Annotated in this window: 13 protein-coding genes; 6 read left to right on the top strand and 7 right to left on the bottom strand. The window is 60.2% G+C overall.

Features of this window, described 5'->3' with window-relative positions:
• Window positions 1–87: 87 nt before the first annotated feature.
• The gene (locus BBI10_RS06345; protein ID WP_432213742.1) at window positions 88–3915 is read left to right on the top strand and encodes a sensor domain-containing protein; all 3828 of its coding nucleotides are present in this window, start codon (window positions 88–90) and stop codon (window positions 3913–3915) included.
• 262 nt (window positions 3916–4177) lie between these two features.
• On the top strand, window positions 4178–5431 hold the full coding sequence (glyA, locus tag BBI10_RS06350) for a serine hydroxymethyltransferase (RefSeq protein ID WP_065987539.1): 1254 nt from the start codon (window positions 4178–4180) through the stop codon (window positions 5429–5431).
• 192 nt (window positions 5432–5623) lie between these two features.
• Here glyA and yjiA read toward each other — a convergent pair whose 3' ends face one another.
• The 3 genes from yjiA to BBI10_RS06365 all read right to left on the bottom strand — a co-directional run bounded on the left by yjiA (window position 5624) and on the right by BBI10_RS06365 (window position 9021).
• Entirely contained in the window at window positions 5624–6595 is a 972-nt protein-coding gene (yjiA, locus tag BBI10_RS06355) for a GTPase (RefSeq protein WP_065987540.1), read from the bottom strand.
• Between the two features lie 132 nt (window positions 6596–6727).
• Window positions 6728–6925 carry a YbdD/YjiX family protein gene (locus BBI10_RS06360; protein ID WP_065987541.1) on the bottom strand — a complete coding sequence of 66 codons (198 nt, stop codon included), beginning with the start codon at window positions 6923–6925 and terminating at the stop codon, window positions 6728–6730.
• 26 nt (window positions 6926–6951) lie between these two features.
• Window positions 6952–9021 (bottom strand): carbon starvation CstA family protein, encoded by a 2070-nt coding sequence (locus BBI10_RS06365; protein WP_065987542.1) that lies wholly within the window; start codon window positions 9019–9021, stop codon window positions 6952–6954.
• 153 nt (window positions 9022–9174) lie between these two features.
• Between BBI10_RS06365 and BBI10_RS06370 the strand changes: the two genes are divergently transcribed.
• On the top strand, window positions 9175–9543 hold the full coding sequence (locus tag BBI10_RS06370; protein ID WP_065987543.1) for a PilZ domain-containing protein: 369 nt from the start codon (window positions 9175–9177) through the stop codon (window positions 9541–9543).
• Window positions 9544–9554: 11 nt separating this feature from the next.
• Here the strand turns inward: BBI10_RS06370 and radA are convergent, their stop codons facing one another.
• Entirely contained in the window at window positions 9555–10922 is a 1368-nt protein-coding gene (gene radA / locus BBI10_RS06375) for a DNA repair protein RadA (protein ID WP_065987697.1), read from the bottom strand.
• A 198-nt stretch (window positions 10923–11120) separates the two neighbouring features.
• On the opposite strand from radA, the gene mscL reads away from it, so the two are divergent.
• Window positions 11121–11570 (top strand): large-conductance mechanosensitive channel protein MscL, encoded by a 450-nt coding sequence (mscL, locus tag BBI10_RS06380; RefSeq protein ID WP_065987544.1) that lies wholly within the window; start codon window positions 11121–11123, stop codon window positions 11568–11570.
• A gap of 239 nt (window positions 11571–11809) precedes the next feature.
• Here the strand turns inward: mscL and BBI10_RS06385 are convergent, their stop codons facing one another.
• Complete coding sequence (locus BBI10_RS06385; RefSeq protein WP_065987545.1) at window positions 11810–12586, bottom strand: ferredoxin--NADP reductase; 777 nt, start codon at window positions 12584–12586, stop codon at window positions 11810–11812.
• Between the two features lie 319 nt (window positions 12587–12905).
• On the opposite strand from BBI10_RS06385, the gene BBI10_RS06390 reads away from it, so the two are divergent.
• The gene (locus BBI10_RS06390) at window positions 12906–13154 is read left to right on the top strand and encodes a helix-turn-helix transcriptional regulator (protein WP_065987546.1); all 249 of its coding nucleotides are present in this window, start codon (window positions 12906–12908) and stop codon (window positions 13152–13154) included.
• A 159-nt stretch (window positions 13155–13313) separates the two neighbouring features.
• A complete protein-coding gene (locus BBI10_RS06395; RefSeq protein WP_065987547.1) occupies window positions 13314–14438 on the top strand; it encodes a methyltransferase in 1125 nt (374 codons plus the stop codon).
• A gap of 82 nt (window positions 14439–14520) precedes the next feature.
• On the opposite strand, the gene BBI10_RS06400 is transcribed toward BBI10_RS06395, so the two are convergent.
• A complete protein-coding gene (locus tag BBI10_RS06400; protein WP_065987548.1) occupies window positions 14521–14721 on the bottom strand; it encodes a DUF2474 domain-containing protein in 201 nt (66 codons plus the stop codon).
• A 57-nt stretch (window positions 14722–14778) separates the two neighbouring features.
• Window positions 14779–15786: a cytochrome d ubiquinol oxidase subunit II gene (cydB, locus tag BBI10_RS06405; protein WP_065987549.1), complete on the bottom strand. Its 1008-nt coding sequence runs from the start codon at window positions 15784–15786 to the stop codon at window positions 14779–14781.

The following is a 15786-nucleotide window of genomic DNA, read 5'->3' on the forward strand; positions in this document are numbered from 1 at the left end:
GCCTTTTGCGCACCGGGCTTATAGTGCGTATCGCACATGCTGATTCAGTCCAGTAGTCAGGATCACAGTTTGTTCAAACCGACACCCATCTCACCCCTGCGCCCATCCGATAGCGCAACGAATGTGCCTTTCAGAGGCGTACTCAGAGGTGCGCTCGCGGTCCTGGTTCTGATGATGTTGATGCTGTTGTTATGGCAGATGATCGAGCAGTTCCAGCAGTCTCAGGAGCGTCAGCACAAGCGCAGCATTGATTACAGCGTGCAGCTCGCCGACCGGTTGGGGCTGAACATGGCCCTCAGCGCGCAGGTGGCACTGAACGTGCTCGACGAGGCGCACGACGCTTCGCAATCTGCAGACGAATCAGCGGCAGTGCTGGCCAGTCTGCGTCAGTCCATGCCGGCGCTGAAAAGCCTGGTCTGGCTCGACAGCGACGGGAATGTCGCTGTTGACAGCGACGGCGATACCCGTGACGTCGGCTTTTTGACCCAGATGCACTCGGTCGTCCAGGGTCACCCATACTTTTATGCCAACGACTCGAGCGCCTCGACGCTCTACCTGTTCATCCGGCAGCCGGGCACCAGCACCGGCAATGAGCGCTACTGGGCGCTACGGCTCAAGCCCGACATGCTCAAATCCCTGTCCCACCAGAGCGACCTGGATTTCCAGCCCGCTTGGCGGCTGGAAGATATCAGCAGTCACCGCCCCCTTTACAAAAGCCTGCCTGACGCCGATGAGTCCGCTGACAGTGAGCTGCAGACCGTCCTTTTGCAGCCGCTGACCCACAGCGACTGGCAACTGCGTGGCCTGTTCGACCCGCAGAAAGCTCGCCAGACTCTGCTGCTGCCGCTGATCGGCAAATGCCTGCTCGCCCTGCTCTGTTCAATCATCCCGTTGTTCGCGTTGCGCAGCCTGCGCCGCCGCCAACTCCAGTTGCATCAAAGCCGTCGCCGCTACAAAGACATTTTTGAAGGCTCTGGCGTCGCGCTCTGTGTGCTGGACCTCTCAGGTCTGCCGGCCTGTCTGAAGCATCTGCACGTGAACAGTGGCGAAGACCTGAACGCGCGCCTGACCCGCCAGCCTGAGCAAATCAGCGATCTGCTTCAGCAGTTGCGCATCACCGAAGTCAATCAGGTCGCCGCTCAACTGTTACACGCAGAGTCGGCCCAGCATGTCTGGCAACAGCTCATCGAAGGTTGCCCCCGCCTCAAAAACGGCATTGGTCTGCAGATCCTTCAGGCCGTCCTCGACGGGCAACGTCAACTGGAGCTGGAAATCCTGCTACCCGGCGCTCAGGGCAGTGACCAGCATCTCTGGCTGGTCATGCGTTTGCCCGAGCAGCCCGAAGACTTCAACGCCGTCATCCTCAGCATCAGTGATTTTACTAACCGCAAGCAGGCCGAGTTGTCGCTGCAGGAGCGGGAGCGGTTCTGGTCGGATGTGGTGCGAACCGTTCCCGACCATTTGTACGTACAGGATGTGGTCACGCGCAGAATGATCTACAGCAACCACCACTTGGGCCAGACGCTGGGTTACAGCCGGCCCGAGCTGGAGGAGATGGGCGAATACTTCTGGGAGCTCTTGCTGCACCCGGATGATCTCAGCGCCTACGAGCAGTTACGCAGGACCCATGGCGAGCCTTGCAGCGGCGAGACGATTCATCGTCAGCTGCGCTTTCGTGACCGGCATGACGGCTGGCGCTTGCTCGACATCCGCGAACAGGCGCTGGCGGCGGATGACGACGGTCAGGTGCGGCGCATTGTGGGCGTCGCCAAAGACATCACCGAGCAAGTGGAGGCCAGTCAATCCCTGCGCGAGAGCGAACAGCGTTACCGCATGCTGGCGGAGAGCATCAGCGACGTCATCTTCTCCACCGACCCATTATTGCGGGCCAACTACATCAGCCCCTCTGTTCATACCGTGCTGGGTTACACCGCCGAGTGGATCCTGCAGAACGGCTGGAAAGCGATCATCGCCAACCCTCAGCAGCTCAGCGGCTTCAATGGGCTGCTGCAGCGGATCAGTAAGGCGTTGAAAAAGCCCGAGACCCTGGCAGACCTGCGCAGCGAGGTCACCACTCAATTGTTCCTGTTCGATTGCATGCGCGCTGATGGTCGCAAGATTCCCGTGGAACTGCGTCTGGTTCTGGTGTGGGATGAATCCGGGACCTTCGAAGGCGTTCTCGGTGTGGGACGTGATGTCAGTCAGCAGCGGCGCGCCGAAAAAGACCTGCGCATGGCAGCCACGGTATTCGAGCACTCGACCTCGGCTATTCTGATCACCGACCCTGCGGGCTACATCGTGCAGGCCAACGACGCCTTCACCCGGGTCAGTGGCTACGCCGTGTCGCAAGTGCTGGATCAGATGCCGATGATGCTGACCGTCGAGAACCAGCAGGCAGCGCACTTGGGCTACATCCTCAAACAGCTGAGCCAGCGCGGTAGCTGGGAGGGTGAGCTGTGGCTCAAACGGCGCGACGGCGAGCACTACCCGGCATGGGTCGGAATTACTGCGGTGCTCGACGACGAAGGCGATCTGGCCAGCTACGTGTGCTTCTTCAGCGACATCAGCGAGCGCAAGGCCAGCGAGCAGCGTATTCATCGGCTGGCTTATTACGACGCACTGACCCATCTGCCCAACCGCACGCTGTTTCAGGATCGCCTGCACAGCGCGTTGCTGCACGCCGAACGTCAGCAAACGTGGGTGGTGTTGATGTTCCTCGACCTCGATCGCTTCAAGCCGATCAACGATTCGTTGGGCCATGCTGCCGGCGACCGGATGCTCAAGGAAATGGCTTTGCGCCTGCTCGGATGCGTCGACGAAGACGACACCGTAGCGCGCATGGGCGGTGATGAATTCACGCTGCTGCTGCAACCTCGCCCCACTCAACAGGCGGCGCTGAACCGTGCGATTCATGTGGCCGAACAGATTCTTGCCAGTCTGGTGAAACCCTTCGTGCTGGAAGGGCGCGAGTTTTTCGTCACGGCCAGTATCGGCGTCGCGCTCAGCCCTCAGGACGGTAACGAACTGAGTCAGCTGATGAAGAACGCCGACACGGCGATGTACCACGCCAAGGAACGCGGCAAGAACAACTTTCAGTTTTACCAAGCCGACATGAACGCCAGTGCCCTTGAGCGTCTGGAGCTGGAAAGCGACCTGCGCCATGCCCTGGAGCAGGGCGAGTTCACGCTGTATTACCAGCCGCAGTTCAGTGGCGACGGCAAGCGTCTGACCGGCGCCGAAGCGCTGCTGCGCTGGCGTCACCCGCGCCGCGGTTTGGTACCGCCAGTGGAATTCATCCCGGTGCTCGAAGAGCTCGGGCTGGTGGTCGAAGTCGGCGAGTGGGTGCTCAAGGAGGCCTGCCGCCAGTTGCGCGAGTGGCACCTGGCGCGGGTTCGCGTGCCCAAGGTGTCGGTGAACATTTCCGCACGGCAGTTTTCGGACGGTCAGCTGGGTACGCGCATTGCCGGCATCCTTCAGGAAATCGGTCTGCCGCCCGCCTGCCTCGAGCTGGAACTGACCGAGAGCATCCTGATGCGTGAGGTGAGCGAAGCCATGCAAATTCTGGCCGGGCTCAAGCGACTGGGCCTGAGCATTGCGGTCGATGACTTCGGCACCGGCTACTCGTCGCTGAATTACCTCAAGCAGTTCCCCATCGACGTGCTGAAGATCGACCGCACCTTCGTTGATGGCCTGCCGTCCGGCGAACAGGACGCGCAAATCGCCCGGGCGATCATCGCCATGGCTCACAGCCTCAATCTGTCAGTGATCGCCGAAGGCGTGGAAACCCACGAGCAGCTGGAGTTTCTGCGCGAACACGGCTGCGACGAAGTGCAGGGCTATCTGTTCGGGCGTCCCATGCCGGCGACGCGGTTCGAGGCGCAGTTCAGCAACGATGCGCTGTTCATGCTCGACTGACGCGAGTTGCAAGCTTCAAGCGGCAAGCTACAAGCAGAAGCCGCGCCGCATTCAGCTTGAAGCTAACGGCTTGAAGCTTGAAGCTTGAGGCTTGAGGCTTGAGGCTTGAGGCTTGAGGCTTGAGGCTTGAGGCTTGAGGCTTGCAGCCAGGCTTTAGCCTTGCATCACGCTCATCACGTACATGACCCGCTTTCATATGCCAGATAAAACCCGATGGGTTAGAATGCCCCCCTTTTCTACTGCCCGATCCTCGAGGACCGCCATGTTCAGCCGCAATTTGACCATCGCCAAGTACGACTCCGACCTGTACGCCGCCATGGAACAGGAAGCCAAGCGTCAGGAAGATCACATCGAGCTGATCGCCTCGGAGAACTACACCAGCCCGGCCGTCATGGAAGCCCAGGGCTCGGTCCTCACCAACAAGTACGCTGAAGGCTACCCCGGCAAGCGTTACTACGGCGGCTGCGAATACGTCGACATCGTCGAGCAACTGGCCATCGACCGCGCCAAGCAACTGTTCGGCGCCGATTACGCCAACGTCCAGCCACACGCGGGTTCCCAGGCCAACAGCGCGGTGTACCTGGCGCTGCTCAATGCTGGCGACACCATCCTGGGCATGAGCCTGGCACACGGCGGTCACCTGACCCACGGCGCCAGCGTTTCTTCCTCGGGCAAGCTGTACAACGCCGTTCAGTACGGCATCGACGGCAACGGCCTGATCGACTACGACGAAGTCGAGCGTCTGGCTGTTGAGCACAAACCAAAGATGATCGTTGCCGGTTTCTCGGCCTACTCGCAGATCCTCGACTTCCCGCGTTTCCGCGCCATCGCAGACAAGGTCGGCGCTTACCTGTTCGTCGACATGGCGCACGTAGCCGGTCTTGTCGCTGCAGGCGTTTACCCGAACCCTGTTCCCTTCGCTGACGTCGTCACCACCACCACCCACAAAACCCTGCGCGGCCCACGCGGCGGCCTGATCCTGGCGCGCGCCAATGCCGAGATCGAGAAGAAGCTGAACTCCGCTGTTTTCCCGGGTGGCCAGGGCGGTCCTCTGGAGCACGTCATCGCGGCCAAGGCGATCTGCTTCAAAGAAGCGCTGCAGCCTGAGTTCAAGACCTACCAGGAACAAGTGGTGAAAAACGCCAAGGCCATGGCCGGCGTGTTCATCGAGCGTGGTTTCGACGTGGTGTCCGGCGGTACTGAAAACCACCTGTTCCTGCTGTCGCTGATCAAGCAGGACATCTCCGGTAAAGACGCCGACGCCGCATTGGGCAAAGCGTTCATCACCGTGAACAAGAACTCGGTGCCAAACGATCCACGCTCCCCGTTCGTCACCTCCGGCCTGCGCTTCGGCACCCCGGCCGTGACCACGCGCGGCTTCAAGGAAGCAGAGTGCAAACAGCTGGCCGGCTGGATCTGCGACATCCTGGATGATCTGAACAATGAAGCGGTGATCAACGCCGTTCGTGAAAAGGTCCAGGCCATCTGCGCCAAGCTGCCGGTTTACGGCGCTTGATCTGACGCAGTAGCAGTTGCATAAAAAAGCCCGGCTCTTGAGCCGGGCTTTTTTGTAGCTGACGAGTGAAGATCAAACCTGTGGGAGCGAGCTTGCTCGCGAAGGCGTCGGTTCAGTCCCATCGAATTCGTCTGACCTGGCACTTTCGCGAGCAAGCTCGCTCCCACAGGGGATTGTGTACATCCGAAAATGTCAGTCCGCCGCCACCTTCGAAAACCCCGATCGGATCTTGTCCTCCGGCAGCTCATCAGCAATAAACACGATCACGCTTTCGCGCTTTTCGCCTTCCGCCCACTCTACATCGAAATCAAATCCGTACAGCTTCAGCACGCCCTGAAACACCAGCTTGCGGTCTTCGCCAGCGATGTTCAGCACGCCTTTGTAGCGCAGCAGTTGTTTGCCGTGCTCTTCCAGCAACTCGTTCATGAAGGTGCTGAGCCTGTCGATATCCAGCGGCTGGTCACTGCGCAGGACCAGGCTGCTGATCCGGTCGATGGAGCGGCCTGCAGGGGCTGCCGGTCGCAAGGTCATCCCGCCGATGTCAGCGTTGAGGTTGAAGCCGCGCACGTCCAGCAGTTCGGCCAGATCGATCTTGCCGTGCTCGACCACACGGATCGGCGCACGTCGGTTGATGCGGGTCAAGCGCTCGCTCAATGCATTGAAGGCTGCTTCGTCCACCAGATCGGTCTTGCTCACCAGCAGACGATCCGCGAAGCCGATCTGCGCCTGGGCAATGGTCTGCTCCAGGTGCGTGTCGGCATGGGCGGCGTCGACCAGCGTAATGATGCCGTCGAGGATGTAGCGCTCACGCAGCTCCTCGTCGATGAAGAAGGTTTGCGCCACCGGTGTGGGGTCTGCCAGACCGGTGCACTCAATGACCAGCCGATCGAAAGCTATTTCGCCGCTGTCGAGCCGCTCCAGCAAAAGGAATAGCGCTTTGGTCAGGTCGGTGTGAATGGTGCAGCAGACGCAACCGTTGGACAGGGTCATGACCTGCACGGGCTCATCGCCCAGTAATTGGGTATCAACGCCGGCGTCACTGAATTCGTTCTCGATCACGGCGATCTTCAGGCCGTGCTCCTCCTTGAGCAGATGGCGCAGCAAGGTGGTTTTGCCGGCGCCGAGAAAGCCGCTGAGGATCGTGACGGGGATAGGTGTGAACAAAAAAAAGACCTCGATTCGCTGAAAAAAAACAGGAGTGAGATTGCTGGCGATTCGAAATGTCAGTCAGTACAGCGGCGACTGAATTAACGCATCGCGAGCAAGCTCACTCCTGCATGACCACGGGTCACATCATTAGCAACACTTTGGACCGCCCTTCCCGCCGTACCGTGCGTCCTGGCGTTCCCGGAAGAACGCTTCGTAGGACATCACCGGCTTGTCGGGGTGGGTCTTCTGCATATGCTCAACGTAGTTGTCGTAATCCGGCATGCCCACCATAAGGCGGGCGGCCTGACCGAGATACTTACCCAAGCGACTCAGATCGTTGAACATAAACAGTTCCTCGCGTTACAGCGCACTCAGTGGGATTCCGGGAAGGCCTGGAACGGCGATTCCTTGTCGGTACGCTCTTTCTTGACCCACGCCGCACGACCGACCTTCAGCGCATAAAACAGAATGCTCAGGACCACGAACAGGAACAGCGTGGTCAGGGTGGCGTTGGTGTAGGCGTTGAAGATCACATGCTGCATCTGGTCCATGGTCTTGGCCGGGGCCAGCACCTGACCGGCATCTGCCGCCGCGCTGTATTTGTTCGCCAACGCCAGGAAGCCTACCGCTGGGCTCGGGTCGAACAGCTTGATGAAGCCTGCCGTGACAGTGCAGATCAGCAGCCACGAGGCGGGCAGGATGGTCACCCAGACGTACTGCTGACGCTTCATTTTGATCAGCACGACCGTCGCCAGCATCAGCGCAATACCCGCCAACATCTGGTTGGAGATACCGAACAATGGCCACAACGTGTTGATCCCGCCCAGCGGATCGATCACGCCCTGATACAGCAGATACCCCCACAGCGCGACACAACCACCGGTGCCGATGGCGTTGGCGGTCCAGGACTCGGTGCGTTTCAGTGCAGGGACAAAACTGCCCAGCAAATCCTGCAGCATGAAGCGGCCGGCACGGGTACCAGCATCGACTGCGGTCAGGATGAACAGCGCTTCAAACAGAATCGCGAAGTGGTACCAGAACGCCATGGTGTTCTGACCCGGGAACGCCTGGTGCAGGATCTGAGCGATCCCCACGGCCAGGGTCGGTGCACCACCGGCACGTGCCAGCACAGTGTTTTCGCCGATGTCCTTCGCCACCGCGGTCAATTGATCCGGCGTGATGAGGAAGCCCCAACTGCTGACCATCTGCGCGACCGAATTGACGTCGGAGCCGACGATCGCCGCCGGGCTGTTCATCGCGAAGTACACGCCTGGCTCGATGACCGAAGCCGCAACCATGGCCATGATCGCCACGAACGACTCCATCAGCATGCCGCCGTAACCGATGTAACGGGCGTTGACTTCGTTATCCAGCAGCTTAGGCGTGGTGCCCGAAGAAATCAGCGCGTGGAAACCGGATACCGCGCCACAGGCGATGGTGATGAACAGGAACGGAAACAGGGTGCCTTTCCAGACCGGACCGGTGCCGTCGGTGAACTGCGTCAGCGCAGGCATTTTAAGCTCTGGCGCGAGAATCAGGATGCCGATCGCCAGGGCGATGATGGTGCCGATTTTCAGGAACGTGGACAGGTAGTCGCGAGGCGCCAGTACCAGCCAGACCGGGAGCATGGCGGCGACAAAGCCGTAGCCGACCAGCATCCAGGTGATCTGAACGCCAGTGAACGTGAACATCGGCGCCCACTCAGGACTCGCGGCTACCAGACCACCAACCCAGATCGACAGCAGCAACAGCACGACGCCCACCACCGAGATCTCGCCGATACGGCCCGGACGGATGAAGCGCATGTAGATGCCCATGAACATCGCGATCGGAATCGTTGCCATGACCGTGAACATGCCCCATGGGCTCTCGGCCAGTGCCTTGACGACGATCAGCGCCAGCACCGCAAGGATGATGATCATGATCAGGAAGCAGCCGAACAACGCAATGGTGCCGGGAATGCGGCCCATTTCTTCGCGGACCATGTCGCCCAGAGAGCGCCCGTTACGGCGCGTGGAAAGGAACAGGATCATAAAGTCCTGAACCGCACCGGCCAGCACGACACCGGCAATCAGCCACAGCGTACCGGGCAGATACCCCATCTGCGCGGCGAGCACCGGACCGACAAGAGGGCCGGCGCCGGCAATGGCAGCGAAGTGGTGACCGAAGAGGATGTGTTTATTGGTGGGAACGTAGTCGAGCCCGTCATTTTTCAGCACCGCGGGGGTGGCCCGGGTCGGGTCGAGTTGCATGACCTTAGTTGCGATGAACAGGCTGTAGTAACGATAAGCGACCAGATAAATGGCCACTGCGGCGACCACAATCCAGAGTGCGTTGATCGCCTCCCCGCGACGCAACGCAACCACTCCCAGCGCCCAGGCCCCAAGGATGGCAACCATCAGCCAGGGCACGTGGCGCAGCAGACCATTATTGTTTTTCATTTTTTTTGATTCCAACTGAGTGGACTTATTTTTATTCAGCAAGCGGAGTTTAGCGCCGCCGGAGCGAAAGGCTACCCCCACGATGGTCTAGCGCGATATTTGTCCTATAGTCAACGCAATGGGCGCTTGAGGCGCAGAAGGAGTAGTAGCGTAATGACCGAGAATCCCAATGAACGTCGTCGCTTCAAACGCGTTGCATTCGACGCGAAAACCAAACTCAGCCAGGGCGAGCAGACCTGGACGGTTCAACTGATCGACCTGTCGCTCAAGGGGCTGCTGATCGAAAAACCCTCGCCCTGGGAGGGTGATGCCAACCAGCGCTTCATGGTCGACATCGAGTTGCAGGACGGTATAGACGTCGTGATGGAGGTGCAGCTGACCCACGATGATCACAATCACCTGGGGTTTGTCTGCAAGCACATCGAGCTCGATTCAGTGACGCACCTGCGTCGACTGATCGAGCTCAATATTGCCGATCACGATGAACTGGAGCGCGAGCTGGGTGCGCTGATACATCTATAGGCCGCGCCGCCTTATTCGAACAACGCGTCCAGCGCTTGATCAAGGCGAGTCACGCCGATCACCGTCAGGCCCGGCGGCGACTCTTTAGGGGCGTTGCCCTTGGGCACGATGGCGCGCTTGAAGCCGTGCTTGGCCGCCTCTTTGAGTCGCTCCTGCCCACTGGGCACGGGGCGCACTTCTCCCGACAAGCCCACTTCACCGAACACCAGCAAGTCGCCCGGCAGCGCCCGGTTGCGCAGGCTGGACATCACGGCGGCCATCAAGGCCAGGTCGGAAGCGGTTTCCAGCACTTTCACCCCGCCCACGACGTTGAGAAACACATCCTGGTCATGGGTGGGAATGCCGCCGTGGCGGTGCAGTACGGCCAGCAACATGGCGAGCCGGTTTTGATCCAGCCCCAACGTCACGCGACGCGGGTTGGACAGGTGGCTGTCATCGACCAGCGCCTGCACTTCGACCAGCATCGGCCGGGTGCCTTCCCACGTGGCCATGACCACGCTGCCCGCGACTTCTTCCTGCGCGCGGGTGAGAAAGATCGCCGAGGGATTCGAGACTTCTTTCAAACCTTTGTCGGTCATGCCGAAAACGCCCAGTTCGTTGACGGCACCAAAGCGGTTCTTCACGGCGCGCAGCAAGCGCAGGCGGCCATCGGACTCACCTTCGAAATACAACACGGTGTCGACCATGTGCTCCAGGACGCGAGGCCCGGCCAGCGCGCCTTCTTTGGTCACGTGGCCGACCAGGAAGATCGCGGTACCGCTCTGCTTGGCGTATCGCACCAGCAACGCGGCGCTCTCGCGCACCTGGGATACGCCGCCGGGCGCAGATTGCAGCTGTTCGGTGAAGATGGTCTGGATCGAATCGATCACCATGACCTTCGGCTGCTCGATGCGCGCCGTGGCAATGATGGTTTCGATGCAGGTCTCGGTCATGACCCGCAGCTTGTCCTGGGGCAGGCCAAGCCTGCGGGCACGCATCGCGACCTGCTGCTGCGACTCTTCGCCGGTGACGTACAGCGCCGGCATGCGCTCGGCAATGGCGCAGAGGGTCTGCAACAGAATGGTCGACTTGCCAATGCCGGGGTCACCGCCGATCAGCACCACCGAGCCATCTACCAGGCCGCCGCCAAGGACGCGATCCAGTTCAGTGGAGTTGGTGGAAAAACGCGGGATTTCTTCGACACTGACTTCGGCCAGGGTTTTGATCTGCGCCTGTTGGCCGGTCCAGCCGGAACGACCGCTGGGCGCAGCCGCTGGGCTGTTGTCGATCACGGTTTCAACAAGGGTGTTCCAGGCGCCGCATTCGCTGCACTGGCCGGCCCATTTGGGAAACGTCGAACCGCACTCGGTGCAGCCGTACATGCGTTTGGCCTTGGCCATGACACCCCCGATGTAAAAAGGGGCAATCATACCCGATGCGTCAAACCGTCGGGCGCAGCGCTACCGGGCATGCATGCTTTTGGAGGATTAAATAAAACTTACCGGGTCGTACCCGGTCGATTGCATGGTTTAAGCGGGATGCAGCTAGCTGACTTACACTACATTTACCCCTCACATCTGTAACAAAGGAATACACCCATGAGCGTACTAAGCGAGTTCAAAGCCTTTGCCGTAAAAGGAAACGTCGTCGACATGGCCGTCGGTATCATCATCGGCGCGGCATTCGGCAAGATCGTTTCGTCGTTCGTAGGCGATGTAATCATGCCGCCCCTCGGGTTGCTGATCGGCGGCGTGGACTTCAGTGATCTGTCGGTCGTGCTGCGACCTGCGGAAGGTGCCGCGCCAGCAGTGGTGCTGGCTTACGGCAAGTTCATTCAGACCGTGATCGACTTCATCATCGTGGCATTCGCCATCTTCATGGGCGTCAAGGCAATCAACCGCCTGAAACGCGAAGAAGCCAAAGCCCCGACCCTGCCGCCAACCCCGTCCAAAGAAGAACTGCTGCTGGGCGAAATCCGCGATCTGCTGAAAGAGCAGAACAGCAAACCGGCTGCGCCACTGCCAGTGACGCCCGACCGGTTCGTTTAAGGGCTGAGGGCTGCGAGCATCCGGCTGTTTGCTCTGCATACTGAACGCGAGCTTCGCGAGCAAGCTCGCTCCCACAGGATCGGGGGATGGCTCGGAATCACCGCTCGCTGCTGGACGTGTGGGAGCGAGCTTGCTCGCGAAGACGGCATACCGGCCGCTGGAAACTCAGCGGATGTATCCCCATCTACTCGAGCAAGCCCGCTTCTGTGCGGGTCTTGCGATTGCAACGCTGTATGAACCTACCAGTAATTCTCCACCGCAATCTGTCCCGGCTTGCGCGTCAGCGCCAGGCGAATGTCGCGGGTCTTCAGTATCGCGCGAGTGTCTTCGATCATCTGCGGATTGCCGCAAATCATCACCCGTGAGTGCTCGGGTGTCAGCTCCACACCGGCCGCCTTCTCCAACTCACCGTTTTCGATCAGCGTGGTAATCCGTCCGCTGAGCGCCCCCGGATGCGACTCCCTCGTTACCGTCGCGATAAACGTGAACTTGTGAGCGTACTCAGCCAGGTATTCGCGCTGGGTCAGCTCGGCAATCAGCTGCTGGTAGGCCAGCTCCCGGGACTCGCGAGCGCTGTACACCAGAATGATGCGCTCGAATTTTTCCCAGACCTCAAAGTCCTGCAGAATCGACAGAAACGGCGCCACGCCAGTGCCCGTGGATAACATCCAGAGGTCGCGACCATCGGTGAAGCGATCCAGGGTCAGGTAACCCACCGCCTGTTTTTCCACCATCAGCGTGTCGCCCTGACGAAGCCGGCTCAACTCGCTGGTGAATTCGCCGTTGGGCACCACGATCGAGAAAAATTCGAGGAATTCATCGAAGGGTGAGGACACCACCGAGTACGCCCGCCACACCGTCGTGCCATCGGGTTTGTTGACGCCCAGACGTGCGAATTGTCCCGCCGTGAAGCGGAAACCGGGATCGCGGGTGGTGCGAAAGGTAAAGAGACTGGGAGTCAGCGGCGTAACGTCCAGCAGCGTTTGCCGGGTGAATTTCTCTGCACTGGCAGTCATGGGGCGCTCCTGGCTCCTGTCTCGCAAAAAAGGGTGATCAGTGTCCCGCAAACCCGCCGCGATAAACACCGTCGGTTTGTAGTGATATCCGCAGCGGACTGAGCGATTTTTAGAGTATTTCGCTATCGGTGTAATCGCGAAGCGGCTCGCAACGGCGCATAACGCTGCCCTAACCTTTTGATTTTATGGCTGTTCAAAGATGCCGCTGGTAGCTCATCAGTCACCACTCCGGCTTGTTCCCCAGGCGCGACGCTTTTGAGGCCGTGATTGTTTCCTAGACTTCGATCAGGACGATCAAGACTGAGCATGGAGGCACGCGATGGACATCGGCAAGAGGGGGGACGGCTGCACGACGAGCGCGGAGACGCTCACCTACAAGGGCCTGACGATCAGAGAGGTAGAGGTATTGAAGTGGTGCGCTACGGGCAAGACGGCGGCCGAAGTCGCGTTGATCCTTGATGTCACAGCGCGCACCGTTAATTTCCACGTGGGCAAAGCCATTCAGAAGATCGGCGCCTGCAACAAGATGTCGGCAGTGGTTCAGGCAACGAAAGACGGGGTGATCTAGGCATAAGGCGACGCTGGGGCGAAGCCAGGACGAAAAGCCCGGTGCGTGTGGGCAAAAAACACGTAAAATCGCCGGCTTCGCGAACCTCGTGACGCCGGCACAGGTGCAACTCCCGCCAGCACGCCGATCACGCCATCAACGACTGGAAACGCTCCGCCCATGCCCCTGCTTACCACCCCGCTTGCCCAGCTCGATCTGATCCGCCAGCCGGAACAGTCGGATGAGCCCTTGCAGGCCTTCGATGCCGCTGACGAGTACCTGCTCAACCACGTCGCTGAACAGGGCGTAACGCTGCAAACACGGGTGCTGGTGCTCAACGACAGTTTCGGCGCGCTCGCAGCCAGTCTCGCGCCCCATGCCACAGTGGTCAGCAGCACGGATTCGTACCTCGGCGCCCAGGCTCTGGAAAAGAACCTGGTGCGCAACGGCCTGACCTATGACGCTGTGCCGGTGATCCCAGCCAGCGCGCCGTTGACCGGCCCCTTCGACTGGGTGCTGATTCGCGTGCCGAAGACACTCGCCTTGCTGGAAGAACAGCTGATTCGTTTGCAGGACCAACTGGCCCCGAACGCCAAAGTCGTCGCTGCCGGGATGATCAAGCACCTGCCCCGCTCGGCTGGCGAGCTGATGGAAGAGTACATCGGCCCCGTGCAAGCATCCCTCGCCGTGAAAAAAGCGCGGCTGCTGTTCTGCACCCCTGAGGTCAAAACCGTTCAGCCTTCGCCCTACCCCACCCGTTACACGCTGGACGAGCCGAAGATCGAACTGATCAACCACGCCAACGTGTTTTGCCGTGACGGTCTGGACATCGGCACGCGGGCCTTCCTGCCGTACTTGCCCAAAGGCCTGGGCTCGGCGCGGGTCGCGGATCTGGGCTGCGGCAATGGCGTGCTCGCCATCGCCAGTGCCTTGGACAACCCTGACGCGCATTACACGCTGGTGGACGAGTCGTTCATGGCGGTGCAGTCGGCGCAGGAGAACTGGAGACTTGCCCTCGGCGAGCGGCCGGCGGTGATTCACGCAGGTGACGGGCTGGCGTCGCAGGAACCCGATTCGCTGGACGTCGTCCTGTGTAATCCGCCGTTTCACCAGCAACAAGTGGTCGGCGACTTCCTCGCCTGGCGAATGTTCCAGCAGGCGCGCTCGGCGCTGGTCACCGGCGGCGCGCTGTACATCGTCGGCAACCGGCATCTGGGCTATCACAGCAAACTGGCGCGACTGTTCCGAGGCGTGGAGCAAGTGGCGGCGACGCCGAAGTTCGTGATCCTCAAGGCGCGTAAATAGCTCACCGCGCTCGTCGTCTTGACTTCAGATGTGCAGCCAAAAAAAACCCGCCGAGGCGGGTTTTTTATCGAGCGGGAATAACTCAATGCGACTTCATGCCTGCCGCTGTCATGAACATGCGCAGCAGCATGGCGACCACGAACAGCGCCAGCACGCTGCCGGTCCAGATGATCAACAGCCAGCCGATGCGCTGCCACAGTGGCTTGCCTTGCGCTGGATCAACCTCGCGCTTGTGCTCGTTTTGATTCCGACCTTCGTACTGAACAGATTCTTTAACCGACATCGCTAAACCCTCCTCTCCCGCAGTCAGGCCCCGGCAATAACCCGGGGCCACTGGCTGCTAGTGATAGCCGTGTTCGTGGGTGACTTTGCCGCGGAATACGTAATAGCTCCAGAACGTGTAACCCAGGATCAGCGGAATGATGAACAGCGTACCGACCAGCATGAAACCCTGGCTCTGTGGCGGCGAGGCAGCGGCCCAGATGGACACGGTTGGCGGAATAATGTTCGGCCACAAGCTGATGCCCAGACCGCTGTAGCCCAGGAAGATCAGCACCAGTGTCAACAGGAACGGCGCGTAGTTGGCGTTGCGCGCCACCGCTTTGAACAGGCCGTACATCGTTACCATGACCAGCGCCGGCACCGGCATGAACCACAACAGGTTTGGCAGGCTGAACCAGCGATCGGCGATGGCCTGATGGGCCAGTGGCGTCCACAGGCTGACGATCGCCATGACCACCAGCGTGGCCAGGGCCAAAGGTCGTGCCAGATCGTGCATGGCTTTCTGCAACGCCCCTTCGGTCTTCATGATCAGCCAAGTGCAGCCGAGCAATGCGTATGCCACGATCAGCGCCAGGCCGCAGAAGATCGAGAACGGCGTCAGCCAGTCCAGGCCACCGCCGGCATAGGCTCGGTCGACCACGGGAATGCCGTCGATGTACGCGCCCAGTGCCACGCCCTGGAAGAATGTCGCCACCAGCGAACCGCCGATGAACGCCTTGTCCCACAGGTGCCGCTTGATATCAGTGGCCTTGAAGCGAAACTCGAAGGCCACGCCGCGAAATATCAGCCCGAACAGCATGAAGATCAACGGCAGGTACAGCGCTTCGAGCACGACCGAGTAGGCCAGCGGGAAGGCGCCGAACAAGCCGGCCCCGCCCAGTACCAGCCAGGTTTCATTGCCGTCCCAGACCGGTGCGACGGTGTTCATCATCACGTCGCGGTCCGTCTTGTCCTTCATGAACGGGAACAGTATCCCGATGCCCAGATCGAAGCCGTCCATGATGACGTACATCATGACGCCGAAGATGATGATCACGGCCCAGATCAGTGGAAGATCGATACCCAT

The organism is Pseudomonas graminis (assembly GCF_001705435.1).
Lineage (GTDB): Bacteria > Pseudomonadota > Gammaproteobacteria > Pseudomonadales > Pseudomonadaceae > Aquipseudomonas > Aquipseudomonas graminis_B.